The organism is Streptomyces sp. NPDC092045 (genome assembly GCF_044756005.1).
Classification (GTDB): Bacteria; Actinomycetota; Actinomycetes; order Streptomycetales; family Streptomycetaceae; genus Streptomyces.
On the sequence record NZ_JBIVSC010000001.1, the window covers coordinates 1487067 to 1501462 of the forward strand.

A 14396-nucleotide genomic window follows, 5' to 3' on the forward strand; every position below is an offset into this window, starting at 1 on the left:
GCGAGCAACGGGCGGCCGTGGAGACGGGGCTCGGCGCCCTGGTGGTCGGCATGTGCCGCGAGGTCGCTGTCCGCGATCGCCGGAGCAGGTTTCCCGTTCGCGGCACTGCCTTCCAGCCGCCGTCCGCCGGGGAGCGCGATCCCGGAGGGGCACCGTTGTGCTGAACCGGGCCGGGGCGGAGTGGCCGAGCCAGTGGTTGCAGGGGTTCCGCGGGCTGGGGCGACACGGGCCCGCGTCGCCTCGTCGACCATCACCGACAGCAGGACGCAGTCGGCATCCGCGCGTTCGTGCTCGGCGAAGATGTCCGGGAAGTCGGCCTCGGCGCACAGCGCGAAACCGAACCGGATGCCGTCCACCTCCGGGACGAGCGGCTGATGCCCCGGGGAGTGGAGGAAGGACACTTCGGTGTGCGACAGGAACCGCTTGCCGTACCGCGCGACCGGCCGGGCTTGGTCGGAGACGGCGTGGAGGATGCTGTGCGGCCGCTTCGGCGGCGTGAGGCACCGCGCTCCGCGCGACCGCCAACCCCAACGCCCTTGCTGCGCGGTGGCGTTCGTCCTGTGGGGAAGTCGTCGCCATGGCCGTCTCCAAGTCGTCCGGCGCTCCCGTTCGGGCGGGACAGAGTGGTTGGCGTGACGATCAGACGGTGAGCCGGTGCGGACCGCCCGGCACGGGGCCGGAGGTGGGCCGGGTGAAGGACTCGGTGCTGGTCATTTCCTGGCGTTCTGCCTCCGGCAGACGGGTGGGAACGCCGGGCAGGGGCCGCTCGCTCGCGACTTCCCCGCGGTGGGCGAGGATCGCCGCCCATTCGGTTTCTGCCCACGGGCTGACGTCGACGGTCGTGCTCACGTACGCGTTCGGTACGGCCGGCACGCTTTCGCCGACCTGCTCCGGCAGGGCTCCGAGCCGGCACACCCCGGACTCGGGGTGTGCGGCCGCGTACAGCGCCCGCGGCCGCCGGGGAGCGCCCGCCTCCGGGTACAGGTGCACCAGGCCGGCGGCTCCGACGGCGAGCAGGGCGATCTGATGGGTGCGCCGATGGTCCGCGTGACCGGTCAGCTGCCCGACCGCTTCTTCTTTCCGGTCACGGGGGCGGGTCAGGGGCGCAGGGCGTAGCAGCGCAGGACATCGAGGTCGGCCGTCCGTACGGAAGACCAGCCGGCCGTCAGCAGCTCGGCGTCCAGGGGTGAGATCCCGAGTTTCTGGAGGGCCGGGTCGGTAGTCGCGCGGCGGCCGGCGAGCTCGGTGACGACCCAGAAGACTCCGCCGGGCGCGAGGAGATGCCGGACCCGGTCGAGGAAGGCCGGCTTGTCGTCGATCCACCGGTAGACCAGACGGCAGGTGATGAGGGCGTAGGCGGGGTGCGCAAGGGCCGTGAGGTCGGCGGTGGTGATGTCCAGGCACCGCCAGACCGGCCCCGGACCGAGGACGGACCCGGGGGCGGCGTCGTGGGCGGCGGCGAGCGCGACCGCGCTGGGGGAGCAGTCGGCGCCGGTCGTCCGGTAGCCGAGCTCGTGGTGGAGGTGACGGGCCAGCGCGCCGTCGCCGCTGCCGACGTCGAGGGCGGGCCGGCCCCTGCCAGGGGCGAGGTGCCCGGCCATCAGCCCCTTCTCGGCCGTGCACACCCCCCGGTAGCGGCGGCCGCCCGCCCAGAGCGGCTCCCAGTACGCGGCGGGCAGGGAGCCGCCGTCCTGTCCCGGTGCCGACGCTGCCGTGCTCACCGTGCCGCCTCCTGGCTCCGCACGACAGGATCCTCCGGTCCGGTGCCCCGCTCCCAGGCGCCGACGTAGGCCGCCACCCCGCTCCGGCGGGCCCCCATGGCGGTCGTCGGCCGGTCGAAGTCCCTCACCGGCATCGGCGTCCGCCACTGCTCCGGCGGCAGCGCCCGTACTTCGTCGTGCTCCTCGGAGGCGAGGACGACGCCCGCGAGCTGCTCGCCGGAGAGCCGCCCGCCGTCGAACACGAACGTGACGGTCGACGACGGTAACCCGGGCCCGGGCAGGCCGAACACCGCCGGCGGCCGCGGCGGCCCGGACACCACCGGCCCGGTCTCCTCGGCGGTCTCGCGCACCGCGGTCTCCCACGGCCGCTCGCCCGCCTCCGCCGGCCCGCCGGGCCACCGCCAGGGGTGTTCGGGGCTGTGGACGCTGTGGAGCTGTACGGGCTGGTCGTCTCCGCCGGTGAAGAACACACCGGCGGACACGACCGCCTCGGATGGCGTCGCCGCGCACTCCTCGGGCGAGAGCCGTCCCTCGGTCATTCCGCACCTCCCTCAGGGGCCTGTGGGAGCTTCGTCATCCGCACGGGGGCAGGATCGCGCGCGAAGCCGAGTTCCTCATACAGCGGTGCGGCGTCCGCGCTCGTGTGCAGTTCGTAGAGCGTGACTCCTTCCCGCTCCAGCGGTTCGAGCAGCGAGGACACGACCGCCCGGGCGAGCCCACGCCGCCGGTGAGCGGGTTCGGTGGCCACGATGTGGATCCGGGCGGCCAGCCCCCGGGGGTATCTCGGGGCCGACAGGACGGGGTGGATCAGCGCGAGCGCGCAGGCGGCCGGCCCGCCGCCCGGCGCGTCCACGACACAGGCGCGGGCATCGCCCCCGGGCCGCAGCCGGGAGGCGAGCCGGTCGCGGCAGACGTCGAGCCACTCTTCGTCGAGCGGTTCGGACAGGACGAGTTGCGAGCGCAGCCGGGTGATCTCCGCGGCGTCGTCCGCGGTGGCCGGACGCGGCACACACCCTGCCGCCGTGCCCGGCGCAGCAGTGCTCTGTGTCATTGCCGGGGACCTCCGTCGATCGCGGGGAGCACGGTCGATGCGGTGCCGGCGCGGCAGCGCAGCAGGGTGCGGCGTCCCCGTGCGACCGGCTCCGGGTCACCGATCTTGTTCCCGAAGGCGATGTCGGACACCGCGTCCAGGACCCCCTCCACCAGCAGACGCGCCCTCTCGTCCGTGGTGAGACGGCGGCCGTACCCGTCGAAGAACGCCTCGTGGAGGTCTTCCCGGCCGTCGAAGCAGTCCAGAAGACGCACCAGATCCCGTACGGCGGACTGGGGTCCGCCGCGTTCCAAGCCGATGACGCGCAGGGTGCCGTCGCCGGCCCGGAGGAGGTTGCGGAGGCGGAGGTCGCCGTGGGTCACCACCGCTTCGACCGGCGGCAGCCGCACGGCACTGTCCACGACCCACCGCACGTACTCCCCGTCGCCGGACCTCAGGTGCGGCCGCGCTCCCTCCAGGTGCCGCCGCAGCTTCGCGTACGGGACGACCGGCGCCGTCCCGGGCGGCGCCGCCGACAGGGGGTTGGCGTGGATGCGGGCCGCGAGCTCCCCGATCGCCCGGAACACCCGCCGCTCCTCGTCCGGCGGCAGCACTGCCCCGTGCGGCGGGCGGCCCTCGACGGCGGTCAGGACGACCGTCCGCAGCGTCGCGTCGGCCGCCACCAGCCGGGGACCGGCGCCCCCGAGCCCCGGCACCCAGCCCGCCAGAGCGGCCACCTCCCGGCCGTGGAACCGGTCGTTCTGGTGGATCTTGACGAACCACACCCCGCCCGAGGCGCCCTCCGCGCGCCACACCCGGCTCTCGGCCCGGATCAGGACGCGTCCGTCCAGGTGGTGGTCCGGCCGACCGCCCGCTCGGCGAACTCCCGCGCCTCCCGTGCGGGCCGCGGCGCACCGCGGCCCGGGGCGGCCACGGGGCGGAGCCGGTCGGCGGCCGGGTCGTGCCCGATCGGGTCGCCCGGCTCCTGAAAGTGCACCGCCACGGGAACACCGGCCCGGTAGGCGTCCAGCCCCGCGCGGCAGTAGGCGACCATCGGCTCCGGCAGGGCGTCGAACGCGAACCAGCCCACGGCATCGCACACCGCGGGCTCCCTGACCTCCGGCCTTCCGGACCAGCGGCGTACATCGAAGAAGAACCCGACCCGCGCGCTCCCGCCCGGCGCCCGGTGATGGACGGTGACCGCGGCCCGTACGTCGTCCGGATCCACCACCAGGCCCGTCTCCTCGTACGCCTCGCGCACGAGCGCGGTGACGACGTCCTCGAAGGGACCGTCGACGTGGCCGGAGGGGAAGTGCCAGTGCCCTGCGGCGTAGACGGCGCCGGCCCGCCGCGACAACAGCACCTCGGGCCCCTCCTCTCCCTCGCGGACGGCGATCAGATGCACGTCCACCGGCACCGTGTGCCGCTCGCCGCCGCTCACCGGGCGCCTCCCGGGCGGCGGACGAGCAGGACGTCGAACACCGTGTCCTCGACGAGTCCGCCCTCCTTCGCCGCGTGCTGTTCGAGCAGGGCCCGGGCTTCGGCCTCGAACCGGGGATGCCGGTCTCCGAAGAGGGCGGGGCGTGCGAAGCCGGTGCTGCGCAGGTAGCCGACCACCGTGTCCGGGGCCCACGCGCGGCGGAGCGGGAAGCGATGCTCTTCGAGGTCGCTGAAAGGGGAATCGGCCAGGTCGTCCTCGTACCGTCGATCCGGACCGCTGTAGGTCCCGGTGGTTCCGGTGCGGCGTTCGGCGCCGAGACGGGACTGGATCAGCTCTCTGAGCGCCGTCGTCCACGGTGCCCGGTGGGTCCAGAGGCTGCCGTCGCCCATGATCGCCAGAGCGGCGCCGGGGGAGGTGACGCGGTCGGCCACGGCCAGGACGGCCGGACGGTCCATCCAGTGGAAAGCCCGCGCGCAGGTGACCAGATCGGCCCGGTGGCCCTCCTCGGGTGCGGTGAACTCCTCGGCTGGGACGGGATGGAAGGCGGCTGCCCGGCCTGCGAGAAGGGGCCGGAGGAAGAGGTCGGCCTGGTGGGGCATGTCCCGGTCGGCGTCCACCAGGTCCGGACGGGCGAGCTGCGGCAGGACGGGCAGGAGGGCGGCCGGCACCTGGCCGGTCCCGGCGCCCGGATCGAGCAGAGCCGCGCGGCGGACGCCGTGCAGCGTGCCCGCGAGCAGATGGACGACACCTTCGGGAAGACCGGGGCGGTGCCGGGCGCAGGCGCCCGCCGTGGCGTGGAACAGGGTCACAGGGCTCTCTCCGTGTGGTGTGCGGTCGGGCAGGGGTTACTACGGGGCTGTCGAGGTACGGGCGCGAGCGGAGGCAGGGTCCGCTCCAAGGCGTGGAGGCCGGTGGCGTACGGGGCCCGCTGCGGCCCGCCGACCGACACGATCACCTCACCCGTCACCGTCCGCCGCACGGCCGGCGCCGGAACCCCGGCCGCCCCGGCCGCCTCGCCCGGGGCCAAGGCCTGCCGTTCCTCGTCCGTATCGGTCCCACGGGGCATGCCGACCACCGTCCGCCCTCGCGGTCCCCGACCGGGTGGTCGCCGGTCACCGTTCCTGTCGCGCCCCCGTCGACCGGGGCCGGCCTCTTCCGACAGCTCGCGCAGCGCCGCGTCGAGCAGTGCGCGGTCCTCGGGCTCGACGTGACCGCTCGGAGCGAGCACGAGGCCCTGGGCGGCCCGGTGGCGGATGTGCGGGACCCGGTGCCGGCGGTCGACGACGACGGCGCTGCGGGTGACGTGCCCGGTCAGCATCGTGCGCGCGGTCACGTCGGCGGGCTGCTCCCACACGGCGGGCAGCCCGGCCAGAGCGTCACGCTCCTCGGGGTGGCGGTCGAGGTGGGTCCTGATGGTCTTGCGGATCGCGGAAGAGCTGGGTGGCACGGGTCTCGTCTCCCTTCGAGGTGGGGCGGGGTTGCGGGCGGCTGGTGGGAGTCGGGGGCGGCGGATCAGCTCGCCGTCGGATGGTCGGACGGCCGGGGGCCGCGGGGGCCGGGAACCGCGTCGGCCGCGGGCGCGTGGCCGTACTGGGCGGCCTGAGCGGCGAACATGCCCTGGTACAGGCCGCCCTCACGTGTCATCAGTTCCTCGTGGGTGCCGTCTTCGACGACGCGCCCCTGGTCGAGGACGTAGATGTGGTCGGCCTTCATGGTGGCGGCGAGCCGGTGGGTGACGAGCACGACCGCGTGTCCCTCCTCGGCCAGGGACCACAGCCCCTGGAACGCGGCGATCTCCGCGTGGGGGTCCAGCGCGCTGGTGGGCTCGTCGACCAGCAGGAACGGCGCCTGCCGATATCTCGTTCGAGCGGACCCCAGCTTCTGCCACTGGCCGCCCGAGAGCTGGACACCGCGCTCGTACCCCTTGAACACGATGGAGTCCCAGCCGTGCGGCAGGCCTTCGACCAGTTCGAGCACGCCTGCCTCCTCGGCGGCCTTGCGGACGCGGTCCATGTCCCGGGGGCGGTCGCCGATGCCGATGGCCACGTTCGCGGCGGCCGTCATCTCCCAGCGCGGGAAGTCCTGCGCCAGCAGGCCCACGGCGCCGAAGACGTGGGCGCGGTCCGCCTCGCGGAGCTCGACCCGCTCACCCGACTCGCCCAACCACCACACGGCTCCCTCGGAGGGCAGCAGGATTCCTGCCAGCACCTTCGTCAGGGTGGTCTTGCCCGACCCGTTCGCACCCACCAGGGCCGTGACCTTCCCTCGGGGCACCCGCACGCTCACGCCGTTCAGGGAGGGGGTGTCGGCCCCCGGGTAGGTGAACGACACACCCTCCGTCCGGACCTCCCGTGCCGGCGCGGGCAGCGGCGTGCCGGACGACGGGATGGCGTTCTCGCCCGCCACCTCGATGGCGTCCTCGGTGTCGGTGAGGAACAGCAGCTCCTCGTACAGCCGGTTGACCTGCTGTACCAGCGACGTCAGCCGCGCCGTCGACGTGCGGATGGCGATCACCGCCGTGCCGCCGATGGCGAGAGGCAGACCACCGGACGCCAGGAGCCACCACAGCACCCCGTAGCAGGCCAGCGACGCCGCACCGGCGAAGCCGCCGGCGACCAGGTCCGTGGAGGCCTGGGCCCGGGCCAGACGGCGCTGCTCCGCCTCCGTCTGCCGCGACATCTCCTCATAGCCGGACAGCAGCTTCGCGCCCGCGGCGTGCACGCGGATCTCACCGGCGGCGTGCGGGCGGGTCAGGTAGGCCAGCAGGGACGCGATCGCCCTACGGTGGTCGACCCAGTTCAGGCGGGAGAGGTACTCACGGCGCGCGGAGCGGACCGCCCCCCACCCCTTGGGCAGGGCGATCGCCAGCAGCATCGGCAGCAACGTCCAGTGCAGAGCCGCCAGCACGACCGCGGCCGCCGCCATGCCGATCACCACATTGCCGACGCCGACCGACAACCGCAGCATGCTGCGGGCCGAGTCCGTGCCGAACTTACCCGCCTCCAGGACCCGCTGGACCTCCGGCCGCTCCGTCGCCTCGACCTCGACGTGGGTGACGGCCGTGTAGTACCGGGCGGAGACCGCCCGCTCCACCTGCGGCTCCAGCCGGCCCGACATCGCCGTGGACCATGCCGACAGCACCGCGGTCGCCACCGCCGCGACCGCGAGTACGGCCAGCGACGGAAGCGCCTCGTCGAGCTTGTCCGCGGTCGGGCCGTCGGCGAACAGCCGCGTGAGGACGCTGTTGACCGCCACCAGTCCCCAGCCGGCCGTCACGCCCTGCCCGAGCTGCGCCGCCACGACCCCGGCGAGCGCGCGCCGGTCCGTCCGCCAGCCGGTGCGCAGCACCATGCCCACCATGCGGGGCAGCGCCGCCGCCATGTGCCCGAAGCCCAGCCGTGTCAAAGGGCCTTCGTGCTGGACGTACGACTGGTCGTAGCGCAGCCGGCCGCCGTACAGCTCCCGCTCGGCGTCCGAGACGTTGTCCGCGTTCGCGTCCTTCGACGGATCGTAGGTCCTGTCGCCGTCCGGTTCGACTGACGTCAATGTGCTTCCTCTCGTAGACGTGACGGGCGCGTCGGCATGCCCAACGAAACCGCCGCGATTTCGAACACATGTCTTTCGGCCGGACTGCGCGCCCCGGGGTTGAGCGGATCGATGAAGGTGCGCAGTGCGCTGCGACCGAGATTTTTACTTGGCGGATGAGCGCAGTAGTTGGCGGATCTTGGTCCCGTAACGCTCCGTTGCGGTCACTTCCGAAGATCGGGCCCTGTCGTCACGCGGGTGGTGATGCTCTGAGTGAGTGAGCGAGATTGCCAGGGCAGGGATCCGGTCGGACTTGAGCCGCCTTGATGATCTCGTCGCGGTGTACAGCGGGGATGCCGCATTTCGGGATGAACTTGATCTCGTGGATGGCTGGATCTGTCGGTGGAGTTCGACGTGGCGGGTGGGTGCCGGTGAGGTCTGCTGGCCGGTCCGCGACATGGCTCATGTTCCGGTGCTGTCGTCGCGGCCGATGCGGGGGTTCACCTGGCGGGCGAAGCAGCGGCACCGGCCCGGGCTGGAGGTGATGGCGTCCACGGGCAGGGGGCACGGCTTCGAGTCACTGGAGGAAGTGCGGCTGCTGGTCGCGCTGGACTTCGTGGGGGCGTCGGAGGTGCTGTCGCAGCCGTTCCGGCTGGACTTCGGACACAAGGGCGGGTCGTCCTGGCACATCCCGGACTACTTGGCCGTGATCGGTGGCGGGATGTGGCTGATGGACGTACGCCCGATGGGACTGATCAAGGACGAGGACGCGCTGAAGTTCGCGGCGGCCAGGGAGATGGCGGCGACTTGCGGCTGGCAGTACTCGGTGATCGCGGGCTGGCGCCCGCACGTCTGGAGCGTTCTTGACCACTTGTCGTCGCGTCGTCGGCCGGTGAGGGATCTGCTGGGCATGCGGGACCAGCTGCTGACGATCATCGGCGGCCGGGAGGGGCGCGTGATGACGTTCTCCGCGCTGGCGGACGCGACCAGCGTGCCTTCCGTCGGACGGGCCAACATCGTCCGGCTGCTCTGGCAGCGCGAGCTTGGCGTTGATCTGGGCAGTCCCTTGCGCGACAGCTCGCTGATCTGGGGGGTGTGATGGCGGCGCGGGCGTTTCTGCAGATCGCGCCGGGCCGGCGGGTCACGCTCAACGGCGTCGAGTGGACGGTCGAGGAGGTCCACGGCCAGCTCGGCCGGCTCGTGCTCCTCGATGGCGGCGGCAACGCCGAGACCCGCTCGTTCCGTTGGCTCATCAACCACGCCGACCTGCGACTCCTTCCGGCGGCCGAAGCGCCGGGGCGGTCGGCGCCGGTGTCCCGGCAGCCGAGGACACTGGCCGACCTGACCGAGGACCAGCTGGAGCGGGCCCGGCTGCGGGCTGCGCATGTGCTGGAGGCCGAGACGGGGTTCCGGGAGGGGCAGCACCCTGCTCGAGCCCTGCCCGGAGAGCCTCGCCCGGCCTATGACCCGGGCCGCACGACGCTGACTCAGCGTCGGTACGCGAAGGCGGCGGAGATGAAGGCGATGCCCCGGCCGGAGGCGGTCCGGCTCGGTCTGCAGCACCTCAGTTTCCGGACGCTGGAGCGTCTGTCGGGGCTCGCGGGCGACAGTCTCCTGCTGGCCTGCGCGGATGGACGCTGGACCCGGCGACGCAGTGGCCATCGCAGCGTGACCGAGGAGGTCCGTGAGGCGATCTTCGCGGTCAAGGCCGAGTGCGGGGAACGCGCCCGCCTGAGTCTGGCCGCCAGGCACCGGTTGATGCACCAGTACATGCGCGAGCGGTTTCCGGCGTTTCCGCCCGAGAAGATCCTTTCCCGTTGGACGTTCGCGGAGGTCTGGAAGGAGTGGTTCGGGCCCGGTGGCGCCCGGCCTCGCTACGGACGGACGGCCGAGGCCGCCGCGGAGGCCGGCGTTTCGGGCCGGATGGTGGTCCACCGCCCGGGCCAGGTTCTGGTGCTGGACTCGACGCCGATGCCGGTGAAGCTGCGCGAGACCGTGTTCGGTGACGCGGTGACCGCGACGCTGACCCTCGCGCTCGATCTCTACACGCACGGGCTGCCGGCCTTCCGGCTCACGCTGCAGTCCGACACCTCGGTCGACATCGCGATGCTGCTGCGGGACGTGATGCTGCCGCTTCCGATGCGGGAGGGCTGGGGCGAGGACATGGAGTGGCCCTACGCCGGGGTCCCGGCCGACGTGATCGCCGAGTTCACCGGGCACCGGGTCGCCGCTCTGCCGTTCTTCGCACCGGAGACGGTCACCACCGACCACGGCGGCCCCTACAAGAACCACGACCTGGTGGAGGCCGAGCGGGAGATCGGCTGCCGGATCCTGCCCGCCCGGGTGCTGCGGCAGACCGACAAGTTCGCGGTCGAGCGTCAGTTCCTCACCATCCAGACCATGCTCTTCGAGCACCTGCTGGGCTTCGCCGGCGGCGACGTCGCCGACCGCGGGACCGACCCGGAACGAGATGCGAGCCTGACACTCGCGCAGGCCGAACACGTCATCGCGACCTGGATCGTCCAGATCTGGCAGAACCGCAAACTAGGCGAATACGCCCCCAGCTGGGCACCGGGTGAGGACCACAGCCCCAACACCCTGTTCGCCGCGGCGATGGACCAGGGCGGCTTCGACCTGGACTTCCCCGAACCGAGCTTCTACTACAAGGTCCTGCGCAAGCACCACGTGAAGATCCATCCCCGTCGCGGGGTGAAGATCCTCGGGCTTTGGTATCACCACCCCGTCCTCGACGAGCCACGCTTCCAGCAGCCCTCCGCCCGAGGCGGCAGGCACGCGGGCCAGTGGGTGGTCCGCAGCGACCGAAGGGACCGCCGGCAGGTGTTCTTCCAGGACCCTGCCGACCACGACACGTGGCACATCCTGCGCTGGCGAGGGCTGCCGCCCGAGGGCGAGATCCCCGCCTTCTCCGACAAGACCGCCGACGCTCTCCTGGGACACGTGAAGGCGAACAAGATCAGGATCCACTCCGAGAGCGAGCTCCTGGAGCATCTGCTGGAGATCCTCGGCTCGGTCACCCCCGTCGACCAATGGCCCAGCCAGGCCGAGAAGAAGACCGGGAAGAAGCGACGCGTCGCCCAGGCCCGTGAGATCGCTCGCGCGCAGACCGCGGCGGCCGACCGCCCCACCGCACCCGCACCCGCACCCGCGGACGAGCCGTCTGCGGCCCGGATGCCTGCCGCCTGGGCAGAACACGCTCGCATGATCGACCGGGCGGTCGACACCGACCGCCGCCGACGACGTGAAGAAGCACTCGCCGGAACCCGGCCCCTGGCTCCGCCGACGCTGCACGAGGCCCTGAACCGGCGGCCCATGTTCCTGCCTTTGCCGCGCGACGACGCGGACGCCGAGACGACTGTCCGGGAGGACGACGCATGACCCAAGCCCTCTCCCACGGTGATCCGCTGGAGGGCCTGCCCTCACGAGCCAGGATCGCCGAGCTGATCCTGGGCGGGCACCCGCCGCGCGACACCTACGTCGGCTGGCAGAGCTACCGGTCCCGCCGCGGCCTGCTCCTTCCCGCTCCGGCGATCTCGCCGCAGCAGTGGAGGACGACCCCGGAGAGCCGCCGCGCGGACTACGACCTCTTTCGCCACCTGACGAACGCGAACCTCCCGCTACAGGACACCCCCATGCACGACAAGGTCGGCAGGCTGATCCGGCGACGGCTGCGCGGGAACACGATGAAGCAGGACGACCCGACACGCGCCGGCGTCATGGTTAGCGGCTGGGGCAACTACGGCAAAACGGCATCCGTCTGCTCGACCGCGGCCGTCTTCGAGGACCACTGGCTGCAGATGCACAGCTACCTCAAGCCCGGGACTCTGCCGGGCACCCGCGACATCCACGCGCCGGTCGTCTATGTCTCGACTCCGGTGACGGCGTCACCGAAGAGCCTTTGCGCCTCCATCCTGGGCTTCTTCCGCGCCGAGATGCGCAAATCGGCGACTCTCCCGGAACTGGTACGGCAGGTCGCCGACTCCCTGCACGACCACGGCGTCAAGGCGATGATCCTGGACGATGTCAGCCGGCTGCGGATGCACCGGGCCGACGACCAGGACGTCCTCGACCTGATCCGGGCCTTCATGAGTCTGGACGTCACCCTGATCCTGACCGCCGTCAACATCCCCGGCATCGGGCTGCTGCGCGAGTCGAAGTGGAACAAGCGGACCAGGCAGTGGGAGATGCCACCGCTGGAGTCGACCCGCATCCACGGCCTGGAGATCACACAGACAGAGCACCGCTTCGAGCTCATCGAACTCGACCGCTTCCGCTACACCACGCCGAAGCAGATCCAGGCGTTCGTCAACCACCTGGACGGGATCGAGCAACACCTGCGGCTGCTGAACGCGAAGAGAGGCATGCTCACCGACGGCACCATGCCGGAATACCTGATGCGCCGCACCGGCGGCATCGTCGGCCTGCTCGGGCGGCTCATCGAAGACGGCGCCCAGGAAGCGATGGACACCGGCAGGGAGGTCCTCGACGAGGACCTGCTCGACGAGATCGTCCTGCGCCGGGAAGAGATGACCGACGCCCCCGACGAACCCAGTCCCCCGACCCCGGCGCCCGCCGCCCGCCGGACCTCCGGCACGAAACGCCGCCCCCGCAACACCGTGTTCGACGATCACGGACCCCGCGCCGCCGACGACAGGACGGGCTGACCCATGCCTGCCGCCCAAGCCCCGCTGCCCAGGAGCCTTGAACCTCTGCCCGACGAAAGCCTGCCCGGCTTCCTCCTCCGCCTGACTCACCGACTTGACCTGACTCCCCACCAGTTGGCACGGCGAGTCACGCTGATCCCCCCAGATGATCCCCATGCCCGGGTCTCAGCGGCGCATCTGCTGATGATGGAGCCGGCCCGCCTGCACGCCTTCGCCGGAGTGACCCGGATGACCACCGCAGACGCCGACGCGCTGACGCTCAGGTCCCACGCCGACCGCTACCCCGCCCTTGCCCAGGCACTGGTCCGCCCGGGAAGCATTCCTCGCCCCCGCCGGCTGTCCCAGCCCTGGTTGCTGATGAACCATTCACGCTACTGCCCGGCTTGTCTCGCAGGCGATGGGACGCCGATCCAGGCTGCCCATGGCGGGCCCTGGAAGCGGCAGTGGCGGCTGGCTGTCACCTTCGCCTGCCTTGATCACTGGACCTTCCTCCGCAGCGAGTGCCCGCGCTGCCGGCAGCCCGCGCTCAGCGGCAGATCAGGCGGCCCCTTGACCCTGCTGCCCGCCGCCAACGCGCCGAGGCTTCATCCCGCGCAGTGCCGCAACTGGTCTGGCAGGCGCGAAGTCTGCGGTCACCGCCTCGACGGTGCCGAGCCGGCCGCCGCGGCCCTGACTCCGGAACTCGCGGACCTGCAGACCGTCCTTCTGGACCTGCTGGAGAGTGACGAGCCCGCAGAGCTCGTCTCCCAGCGGTTCGCCAATCTCCAGGTCGCCATCTCCCTGATCCAGGCGGGCTGGCCCGTCGCGGCCGAGCTCGCCCCCGCCGCGACCCGCGCCATTCTGGAAGCGCATCTCGCACCGCAGCAGAATGATGGTGGTGGCCCTGGCCCAGCGGCCGAAAGCACGGGCTTTCCACCCGAAGCCGTCTGGAGCGCGCCACCGGGGGACAGCATCGCGACCGCCGGCCTCCTCTTTGCGGCCTACCATCTGCTCGCTCAGGATGCATCCGATCCGCGCAGCCCGCTGCCCCAACTGCTGCGGAGTCTTCCGACCCGCGACGATCTGCGCTGGGGCAGGACCTGGCCCATGCTCGCTCACCAGGCGTCTCCCTCGCTCCGGCGCCGGATCGACCAGGTCTACCGGCACAGGCTCTCCGCCGACTGGATCCGGCAGGGAGCCCCGACACTGCGGGCCTCCAAGGCGAACACAACCAAGAAGGTCTTCGCCCCAACCAACACCCTCACCGATCTCGGGATCGCTCCTGAGTACATCCCGCAGTGTCTCCCCGGCTCCTGGCTGCTTGCCGCCACCCTGAAGGACTCCGAACGGGACCTCACCAGCTACCGACTCCGGCGCGTTCTGCCCGTCCACCTGGTCCAGGCGATCAGCAGTATGAACTTCCTGGAAGCAGCGGCGTTTCTCGGCATCCCCACGTCCTGGACTACGCAGAACCGTCTGCGGATCAAGTCACTGGATCCCCGTCGCGACCTCCAGAACGGAGACTTGCCGGCCACGCTGCGACTCTTGGCGCACCAGGTCCTCGGCCAGGAGAGGGTCGACTACCGGTCCCGCCGCATGCAGTTCTCCCGCTGGTCCATCGACGACAGGACATGGGACGAGCTCTGCCGACAACGTCCTCCAGGCCGAGGCCGGAAGCCCAACGAGCACACCCGAGAGTGCGCATCCGCCTTCGTCTGGAGCTACATCACGGGAAGTGAGTTCGCCCTCGCACCAGTCTTCCAGCCACCGATGCGGCCCCACGACCGAACGCTCTCGCTGGACATGCCGCACCTGACGAAGCTCAGGCGCTGGGAATCGAAAGAACCGCCCATCCCCGCCTCCTGGCTCTGCACGGCCCTGGAGGAATACGCCAGACAGGTGATCGCCACCGTCAGTCACACATCGTGATTACCGCCCGGGAACCGTCTAGTGACCAACCGCGAACCCAGCCCGCCGATCTGGCAGGTGTCAGAGGCGCCGACGGCGTCGCCTCGTCC

General features: G+C 71.7%; 13 protein-coding genes. 4 read left to right on the forward strand and 9 right to left on the reverse strand.

From position 1 onward, the window contains the following. Positions 1 to 639 precede the first annotated feature (639 nt). The 9 genes from ACIQKA_RS06470 to ACIQKA_RS06510 all read right to left on the reverse strand — a co-directional run bounded on the left by ACIQKA_RS06470 (position 640) and on the right by ACIQKA_RS06510 (position 7738). Positions 640 to 990: a hypothetical protein gene (locus ACIQKA_RS06470; RefSeq protein WP_402540172.1), complete on the reverse strand. Its 351-nt coding sequence runs from the start codon at positions 988 to 990 to the stop codon at positions 640 to 642. Positions 991 to 1097: 107 nt separating this feature from the next. Then, the gene (locus ACIQKA_RS06475) at positions 1098 to 1721 is read right to left on the reverse strand and encodes a class I SAM-dependent methyltransferase (protein WP_383159484.1); all 624 of its coding nucleotides are present in this window, start codon (positions 1719 to 1721) and stop codon (positions 1098 to 1100) included. Next, positions 1718 to 2260, reverse strand: coding sequence for an NUDIX domain-containing protein (locus ACIQKA_RS06480; protein WP_402540174.1), 543 nt, complete (start codon positions 2258 to 2260; stop codon positions 1718 to 1720). Before ACIQKA_RS06480 ends, ACIQKA_RS06475 begins: the two co-directional genes overlap by 4 nt. Next, a complete protein-coding gene (locus tag ACIQKA_RS06485) occupies positions 2257 to 2772 on the reverse strand; it encodes a GNAT family N-acetyltransferase (protein ID WP_402540175.1) in 516 nt (171 codons plus the stop codon). The genes ACIQKA_RS06480 and ACIQKA_RS06485 overlap by 4 nt, the downstream gene beginning before the upstream one ends. After that, entirely contained in the window at positions 2769 to 3566 is a 798-nt protein-coding gene (locus ACIQKA_RS06490; RefSeq protein WP_402540176.1) for a phosphotransferase, read from the reverse strand. The genes ACIQKA_RS06485 and ACIQKA_RS06490 overlap by 4 nt, the downstream gene beginning before the upstream one ends. Before the next feature lie 17 nt (positions 3567 to 3583). Continuing rightward, on the reverse strand, positions 3584 to 4192 hold the full coding sequence (locus tag ACIQKA_RS06495; RefSeq protein WP_402540178.1) for an NUDIX domain-containing protein: 609 nt from the start codon (positions 4190 to 4192) through the stop codon (positions 3584 to 3586). Then, on the reverse strand, positions 4189 to 5001 hold the full coding sequence (locus tag ACIQKA_RS06500; protein WP_402540180.1) for a methyltransferase domain-containing protein: 813 nt from the start codon (positions 4999 to 5001) through the stop codon (positions 4189 to 4191). The genes ACIQKA_RS06495 and ACIQKA_RS06500 overlap by 4 nt, the downstream gene beginning before the upstream one ends. Then, on the reverse strand, positions 4998 to 5639 hold the full coding sequence (locus ACIQKA_RS06505; protein WP_402540182.1) for an NUDIX domain-containing protein: 642 nt from the start codon (positions 5637 to 5639) through the stop codon (positions 4998 to 5000). Before ACIQKA_RS06505 ends, ACIQKA_RS06500 begins: the two co-directional genes overlap by 4 nt. Positions 5640 to 5704: 65 nt before the next feature. Further along, entirely contained in the window at positions 5705 to 7738 is a 2034-nt protein-coding gene (locus ACIQKA_RS06510) for an ATP-binding cassette domain-containing protein (RefSeq protein WP_402540183.1), read from the reverse strand. Positions 7739 to 7994: 256 nt separating this feature from the next. On the opposite strand from ACIQKA_RS06510, the gene ACIQKA_RS06515 reads away from it, so the two are divergent. From ACIQKA_RS06515 to ACIQKA_RS06530, 4 genes are read left to right on the forward strand one after another with little or no spacing between them, the layout of a single operon-like run. After that, positions 7995 to 8816: a hypothetical protein gene (locus ACIQKA_RS06515; RefSeq protein WP_402540185.1), complete on the forward strand. Its 822-nt coding sequence runs from the start codon at positions 7995 to 7997 to the stop codon at positions 8814 to 8816. Further along, positions 8816 to 11113, forward strand: a complete 2298-nt coding sequence (locus ACIQKA_RS06520; RefSeq protein ID WP_402540259.1) for a transposase — start codon at positions 8816 to 8818, stop codon at positions 11111 to 11113. The genes ACIQKA_RS06515 and ACIQKA_RS06520 overlap by 1 nt, the downstream gene beginning before the upstream one ends. Then, entirely contained in the window at positions 11110 to 12399 is a 1290-nt protein-coding gene (locus ACIQKA_RS06525; protein WP_402540186.1) for a TniB family NTP-binding protein, read from the forward strand. Before ACIQKA_RS06520 ends, ACIQKA_RS06525 begins: the two co-directional genes overlap by 4 nt. Before the next feature lie 3 nt (positions 12400 to 12402). Further along, the gene (locus tag ACIQKA_RS06530) at positions 12403 to 14307 is read left to right on the forward strand and encodes a TniQ family protein (RefSeq protein ID WP_402540189.1); all 1905 of its coding nucleotides are present in this window, start codon (positions 12403 to 12405) and stop codon (positions 14305 to 14307) included. Positions 14308 to 14396 lie beyond the last annotated feature (89 nt).